The organism is Leifsonia sp. PARNA 1/14, from assembly GCF_055720965.1.
Genome location: NZ_JBVQSP010000002.1, coordinates 412,095 through 419,195, shown reverse-complemented (window position 1 = coordinate 419,195; position 7,101 = coordinate 412,095). Strand labels below are relative to the sequence as shown.

General features: G+C 67.5%; 5 protein-coding genes and 1 pseudogene. All 6 read left to right on the top strand.

The genetic code is table 11. From position 1 onward, the window contains the following. Positions 1–625, top strand: a 625-nt coding sequence (locus AC0HS0_RS06985; protein WP_472962739.1) for an ROK family protein, incomplete at its 5' end; no start/stop codon positions are given. A gap of 159 nt (positions 626–784) precedes the next feature. Beyond that, complete coding sequence (locus AC0HS0_RS06980; RefSeq protein ID WP_472962737.1) at positions 785–3,346, top strand: helix-turn-helix transcriptional regulator; 2,562 nt, start codon at positions 785–787, stop codon at positions 3,344–3,346. Between the two features lie 222 nt (positions 3,347–3,568). Beyond that, complete coding sequence (locus AC0HS0_RS06975; protein WP_472962736.1) at positions 3,569–4,960, top strand: DUF7507 domain-containing protein; 1,392 nt, start codon at positions 3,569–3,571, stop codon at positions 4,958–4,960. A gap of 29 nt (positions 4,961–4,989) precedes the next feature. Then, entirely contained in the window at positions 4,990–5,574 is a 585-nt protein-coding gene (locus tag AC0HS0_RS06970) for a hypothetical protein (protein ID WP_472962734.1), read from the top strand. Between the two features lie 53 nt (positions 5,575–5,627). Continuing rightward, on the top strand, positions 5,628–6,770 hold the full coding sequence (locus AC0HS0_RS06965) for an acyltransferase family protein (protein WP_472962732.1): 1,143 nt from the start codon (positions 5,628–5,630) through the stop codon (positions 6,768–6,770). Between the two features lie 134 nt (positions 6,771–6,904). Continuing rightward, positions 6,905–7,101: pseudogene (locus tag AC0HS0_RS06960) on the top strand (ABC transporter substrate-binding protein); the annotation flags it as partial.

Below are 7,101 nucleotides of genomic sequence, written 5' to 3'. Positions count from 1 at the left end.
CGTCGCGAGCAGGGACTACGCCTTCATCTACTACGGCACGGGCGCCGGCATCGGGCTGGTGCTGGACGGCGAGGTGTACACGGGCTCGACCGAGAACGCGGGCGACGCCGGTCATGTGCTCGTCGAACCGGGCGGCGCGCTCTGCGCGTGCGGACGTCGGGGCTGCTGGGGCGAGTCGGTGCGGCCGCAGCGTCTGGTGATGCAGGGGCTCTGGGCCGGCGTGCTGCGCCCTCCGGGAGGTGAGGCGGTCGTCGACGGCGTCGACCTCGACCTCGACGTGGAGGTCGTGGACACCCTGTTCACGCAGCTGACGGCAGCGGCCGACGCGGGAGACGAGCGCGCCGCCGTCATCGTCGACCGTTCGATCCGGAACACGGCCTTCTACCTGTCGAACCTCGCGGCACTGCTCGACATCGACCGTGTCGTCTTCGGAGGCCCGTCCTGGTCGCGCGTGGAGCGGCGGTTCCTCGAGCAGCTGCCGGCACGGATGGCGGAGATCGACATGAGCATCCTCACGCATCCGGTGCTGCTGCAGGGCACGGCGGTCGGCGAGGACGTCGCGGCCGTGGGCGCCGCCTGCCTGGTGCTCGACGGGACGTTCTCGCCCCGCGTCGGGCGGCTCTAGGCGTCCTTCGCCGGCCGGGCGGTCGGGATGCGCAAGGATACGCTGGACCTGTGTGCACAGTGCTTTCCTCCCTCCCGTCTCGTCCGACCCGAACCGGCCGAGACCAGACTGGCGAGCACCGCCCCAAGAACTGACCGGTCGAAAATCAGGGACCGTTCAGTGGGTGCTCGGGATCAGGAGCTCGCCATCGCCGTTCGAACGCTGCAGGACGGCGAGAGCTTCGATGTCGTCGGTGGCCGCAGTAGTGGGCGAAGCCACTTCTTGCGCGCGGTGGGCCGAGCGATGGAGGACCTGGAGTGGACTGTCCTCCAAGTGCGCGGCATCGCGTCGCTACGAGATCACCCGCTGACCGTGCTGCACCTTCAAGGGTTCGGGTCCGCACGAGAACCCCGCCCCACTTCCAGTCTGCTCGTCTCGGCCGCCGAAGCTCTGGTGTCGGCGAGCACACCCGGCCGTACCGTCGTCCTGGTGGATGACTGGGACGACCTCGACGAGTCGTCCTGGGGAGTGATCGAGTCCGCGCGGAAGCCGGGCATGCTGCAGACGGTCGTGTCCCGTCTGCACGGGATGCTCGCCCGTCACACACCGACCGGGCTGCCGGCATCGACACTGGAACCCACGTTCGCGATCGACCTTCAGCCGCTGCGCTACAGCGAGATGGAATCGATCATCGAGGAATGCCTCGGCGGCCCGGTCGCTTCTGAGATCACCGTTCGTGTGTTCCGGAATTCGGGAGGGATCGTCGGCTTGGCGATCGCCATGGTGGCCGCAGCGCGACGTGAGGAGCGAATCATCCAGCGGGAGGGCACCTGGGTTCCGGCACGGGATCTGTGGAGTCCGAGCATGCGCCCGATACTCGACGCGCATCTGGAGCCACTGACACGCAAGCAGCGCGAATCGCTCGAGAAAATCGCACTCGCAGGCACCCGACGGCTGAACACGATCCGGAAGGTAGTCGACTCCCGGGTCATCGAGCGGTTAGAGGAACGGGGGTTGATCCGGGTGATCATGGCCGACGAGCGCCGGGTTCTCGTGCATCCCCCGGTGCTGCGCGATTACTTCCGCCACGAACCACTCAGCGCCCGGCGTGAACGGCTTACCCGGCAGGTGCTGAAGAAGCTGGACGTCCGGGAATGTCAGCTGTCCTTGTCTCCCGTCCGCAGCCCCGACCCCGTCAGCGAGGAGGCTGCCCTCTTCCTCAGCGTGGTGGAGGACCAGACGAGCCGCGATCTGGCGGTCACGGAAGCGGAATACCGCAGCGCACAGACGCCGGCGACCGTGTATGCCTACATCCAGGCGCTGCAGACCGCCCGTGCTCCGGCAGCGGAGATCCAGGCCGTTTTCGACGATGCCCCTCCGGCGGGCTCCGGCTGCCGCAGCATCGATGTCGTCCAGTTGGCGATCGCGCAGGCCTACTGGGTTGCATCGGAAGGTGACGACCTGCCGGCGGCCCAGCGAATCCTCACGCTCGTACGCGAGACGGATACCCCTGCTTCGCGGTTGGCGGACGCTGCCTCCGTCCGACTGGACAGCTACTACGCGACCATCCCAAGGGATTTCGCCGATCGGCTGAAGGTCACCGATGATCTCCCGGGCGAGGTGATGGCCGTGCTCGTCGAAGCGAAGATGGCCATGTTCACCGCCATCGGCGACTTCGACGCCACCGCCGACCGGTTCGACCTCCTCGACCAACTGGAGCCGGCCGACGTCGGGTTCGCGTCTGATATCGCGGTCGGTCTGGTCGACCTCGGCTTGGGCAAGTTCGAGGAGGCGATGACGTTCGCCCGCCGCCGCTATGACGAGGCGATCGCCAACCTCGACACGTCCGCCGTTCGCGGATTCGCCTGGCTGCTCACGCTCGGTCTGACGATGCAGGGCGACTACGCGGGGGTCGAGAGCATCCTGAGCACTGTGCTGCCGATCAGTCCATCCGGAGGCCCAGCCATAGACCAGGTCGCTCTTCTCGTCACCGGCGTCATCGCCTCTGTGCGCCGAGGACGACCGGAGCTGGCGCAACGCTACCAGCGTGAGCTCCAGACTCTGACTGCACCGAACGGGACACTCCCCGGCCAGCACAGGGCATGGGCGACTGCGCAACTTCATGTCTACGCCGGCCGTATCGCTGAAGGTGCCCTAGTGCTGCGGGAGGCCGCCGACGAATTGTGGGAGCGAGGCGGTCGGTTCGCTGCCGCGCTCGCCTATCTCACCGCTCAGGAGATCGACGCTGACCCCGCGCGGCTGTCTGAGGATCTCGCCCGCAGCAGGCAAGTGGAGGGGCGCCTCGTCGGCGCGCATGCCGATTACGTCGAAGCGCTGAACAGTTTCGACGCCGATCGGCTCGTCACTCTCAGCGACGAGCTGGTCTCTGTCGGCCGGCCCGGCATGGCGGTATCCGCTCTGCAACGCGCCCGCGATTGGGCGCGAACGGACGGCCGCGCCGACTACGTGAGCGTCATTCAGAGCCGACTGAACGCTCTCACCGCATCCCTGCCCGACGGGCTCGACGACCCGCGCGGGATGCTTGCCGCCGCGTCGATCCTCACCGATCGGGAAGAGCGCATCCTCACTCACCTCGTCAATGGACTTTCGAACAGGCAGATCGCCGACGCTGAGCACATCAGCATCCGCACGATCGAAGCCGCCAACGGCCAGCTCGCCCGCAAACTCCGCGTGGACGGACGGCGGGGAATTGTCGACTGGGCGCTCCACAGGCGCCGCTGAAGTCTCGCGAGACCGCAGTGTCGACGGACGCGGACCGCAATCGCGGGCAGCACTTGCACGCTTCGACGGCGCAGCAAGCCACTTAGTCCGCAGTCCGCGGCGTTTTCCTCCGCCATCTTTTCAGGCGCTCCGTTGCGGGCGCAGCTACTCGGCGAGTTTTGAGTTGCCGGGCATGCCGCCGGCATGCCCGGCACTCTTTCGACCTGAACCTAGGAACCACCAATGACTTTCCTCGCCTTGCGCAAGGCAGCGATCATCGCCATCGCGGCACCTCCCATCGCGCTGCTCGGCGCCACCTCCGCCGCCGCGGCCCCCATCGCGTTGCCACCGCTGTACGATGTCGCCGACGTCTCCCCGCCCATCACCAGCAACGGTACGGTCGGCTTCCGCATCACTGCTGTCGACGGCAGTCCGGTCGGCGACGCCATCACCAGGGGCCTGGCTGCCGGAGCCCACACCTATCAGGCGAGCTTCCGGGAGCCCGGTGCTGCCAACAACGTGATCCTCCCGGACGGCGCACTAGGCAATTTCACCATCACCACTGACCTTCCCGAGGCTGGCTCCATCTGGCAGCCGGCCGACGATCAGGTGTTCCCCGGTTCCCCCGAGCAGCCGCCCTTGGGCACCGTCTATTCCGACTCCTGGGTCAACGCCGCGGGCAGCGGAACCTTCGACTACCACCTCGATTTCAGTACGCTCGCAGGCGGTGCACTCCCGGTCGGCAGCGTCCTTTTCGTCGACGACGTCGACGTATGCGACGTCGAGCAGGAGCAGGCCACCTTCGTCAGCAGCGCGGGCGGCTCCTGGCTGACCTACTACTCCGCCGACGGTGTCGGCTCGGAAAGCCCAGTGACCCACGACGCCGCAACCGGTGAATACATCATCGACGCCAACTGCCTCGGCGGCTATTCCAACGTCTCGCAGAGCTTCGTCACCACCACCCCGATCACGGACGTGACGATCAAGCTCACCCCGCCCGGCAAGAGCGCAGGCGGCCTGTGGTGGGGCCTGAACCTGCCCGTCGAGCTCGGCGAGCCGCAGCTCTCGGTCGCGGGCACCCTCAACGGCGGCCGGATCACCGGCGGCGCCTTCGTCCCCGGTGAGGAGCTCACCATCACTTACGAGGTCACCAACACCGGCAACACCCGCCTGAGCGGTATCCAGATCACGGTCGACAACGGCGCTCTCATCGACTGCCCCGACGTTGACCTCGCCCCCGGCGAGAGTGCCCTGTGCACAGGGGCGGTCACCGCAGTGGAGGGCGAGCAGTCGTTCAGCGCAACCGTCACGGCCACCGCCACCAATAGCATCGGTGACGCGTTCGCGACCTCGCCCGAGCGCACTCTCGCCGGCAGCTACACCGCCACGGTGACGGAGAGCAAGAAAATGATCCCGGAGGAGACCGCCGCGACGCCTGCTCCCGGTGCGAACGACAACCGTCCCACCGCTACGAGTTCGCAGCCCAGCACGGTGACCTCGGCCGGCATGCTCGCACGCACCGACGCCACCGAGCAGCTCCCGATCTTCGTCGCTGTCGCCGGCGGACTCGTCGCGGTCGCGGGTGCCGTCGTCGCCACGATGGTCGTGAAACGTCGCGTGAGGTCCGACAGCTGACCGGACCGAGGCCAGACCACAGGGCTCCGATGAACGAGAGCACCGTTGAGGCCGTGCCCTCTCCTCCGCTCGCCGCCGGCGAGCGGAGGAGGCGCTCGGCCGCCGCCATCATCGTGGCCACGCTTGCTTCGCTGGTCGCGTTCGCCGTCGCCGTGCTCGCCACGGTCGCCCCCGAGCAGGTGAAGAGCGGCTACGGCGCCGTTCAGGCCACAGTGGCGCAGCTGCGTAGCGACCTCCTCGGCGAAGTCCCGGCCGTGCGACTCGGAGTCGATGGCGGGATCGCCGAACTCGACCGCTGCGACGGCACCTTCACCCAGATGCTCTCCTACGCTCGCGACGGCGTGCCTTCGGTATGGGCGGCGCACAACAGTTGCGGCGGCGACGCCATCCTGCCGCTGCAGACCGGCGCGCAACTCCAGGTAGAGCAGGACGGCACCACCCTCCTCTACACGGTCGTCGAGATCCGCACGGTCCCCAAGACCTGGTCGACCACCGACGAACTCGTCGGTCTGCGCGGCGTGCTCGCCCTGCAGACCTGCCTTTACGGAGTGCAAAGCATGACCTTCGTCGGCCTCGAGCCGACCACCGACCCTGCGATAGCGAACCCCCGTTGACGACATCTTCACCGGCTGCGCCTAGCCCGCTTCACCTTCCCGGAGGCTTGAGAATGACCCGCACGACCACCACACCGCTACGTCCCACGTCCGGGTGGACGATTCTGCGTGACGTCGCGGTAACCGAGGTGCTCCCGCTGCGACGCCGCACCTCCCGTGCGACGCCGCGCATTCCCGGCGTGGATCTCGCTCGAGGCTTTGCTCTGCTGGCGGTGTTCGTCGCGCACACGGCCCCGATCGGCCCGTCCTCGCCGATGCCCGAGCGGCTCCTCATGGGGGCCGATACGATCGCCGCGCCGATGTTCACACTCCTGTTCGGCGTCTCGGCAGGGCTGGCAGCACGATCCGCAGAGGTAGAGGGTCGGAGCGGAGCCCAGTTCCGGCTCTCCTTCGCGTTCCGCGCCCTGATGCTGATCGCCTTCGGGGTGGTCGCCGACGTCGAACAGCACAGTGTCATCCCGATCCTGCATTACCTGGGCGCGGTCGGGCTCTTGCTGATCCCGGTGCTCGGCCTGCGCGCACGCTGGATTCTCGTGATGGCGGCCGGGGCGGTCGCGTTGAGCGCTATCGCGATGCCCTGGGCGCGCGGGGTTCAGCTGACCATGATGGTCCAGGCGGTGCACGACGGCCGCCCGGGCTGGATGCAGAACATCGCGGTGACCCTGCTGGGCTTTGTGTTCTCGGACTACGGCTATCGGGTGACCGGTTTGTTCGCGTTCGCGCTGGCCGGCCTTGCCGTCGGCCGAGTCGCCCTGCGCGGCCGGCGCAGGCTCGTCGCATTGTTTCTGGTCGGCGGAGCGCTCACGGCCGGCGCGCTCGGCGTGGGCGTGTTGACAGGCGTCAGTACGGACGCGTACGCCGGCACCGCGCCCGAACTCGTCAACGCGATCGGCCTGTCGTGCATGCTGCTCGCCGCCAGCTGTGCCCTCTCGGCTGCGCCGCTGCGGCGCGCGCTGTCAGCGGTCTCCGCGCTCGGCACTCTCACCCTGACCTTTTATGTCGCCCACATCGTCGGTCTCGCGGGGTGGGCCGCACTTACCGGGCTCTCAGACGACAAGTGGTCGATGGTCCTCGCACTCAGCGTCGGTTCGCTGGCCGGCGCGTGGCTGATCCGCCGACGGTGGCGGCGGGGCCCTGCGGAATGGCTCGTGCACCGTGTCGCCATAGAGCCGTTCGGCAGAAGCCGTCTGGCATAGGCCGGGGGCACGTCCCCCGAGCGGGGGAGGACGGCAACTTCTGTGCATCTCTTGATCTATAAATCAAATTGATTTATAAATTACGAAGAGTCCGCGGCATGGGAGCCGGTGGACCTCAATGCAAAGGAGCATCGATGAAGCGAAGCAGGGTACTGGCCGCAGCAGTCGCCGCAGCCGCTCTCGTCGCGCTGGCGGGCTGCTCGTCGTCCTCCGGTGGTGGCGATGGCAAGACCATCAAGGTCGCCTTCCAGGACTACGGGTCGGACATCATGTCCAACTTCATGAACAAAGCCAAGACCGACTTCGAGAAGGCCAACCCCGGCAGCAAGGC

Bases quoted from the DNA above. Each gene is read 5' to 3' on its own strand.
- AC0HS0_RS06970 (WP_472962734.1), top strand. From the start codon at position 4,990: ATGAACGAGAGCACCGTTGAGGCCGTGCCCTCTCCTCCGCTCGCCGCC.
- AC0HS0_RS06975 (WP_472962736.1), top strand. From the start codon at position 3,569: ATGACTTTCCTCGCCTTGCGCAAGGCAGCGATCATCGCCATCGCGGCA.
- AC0HS0_RS06965 (WP_472962732.1), top strand. From the start codon at position 5,628: ATGACCCGCACGACCACCACACCGCTACGTCCCACGTCCGGGTGGACG.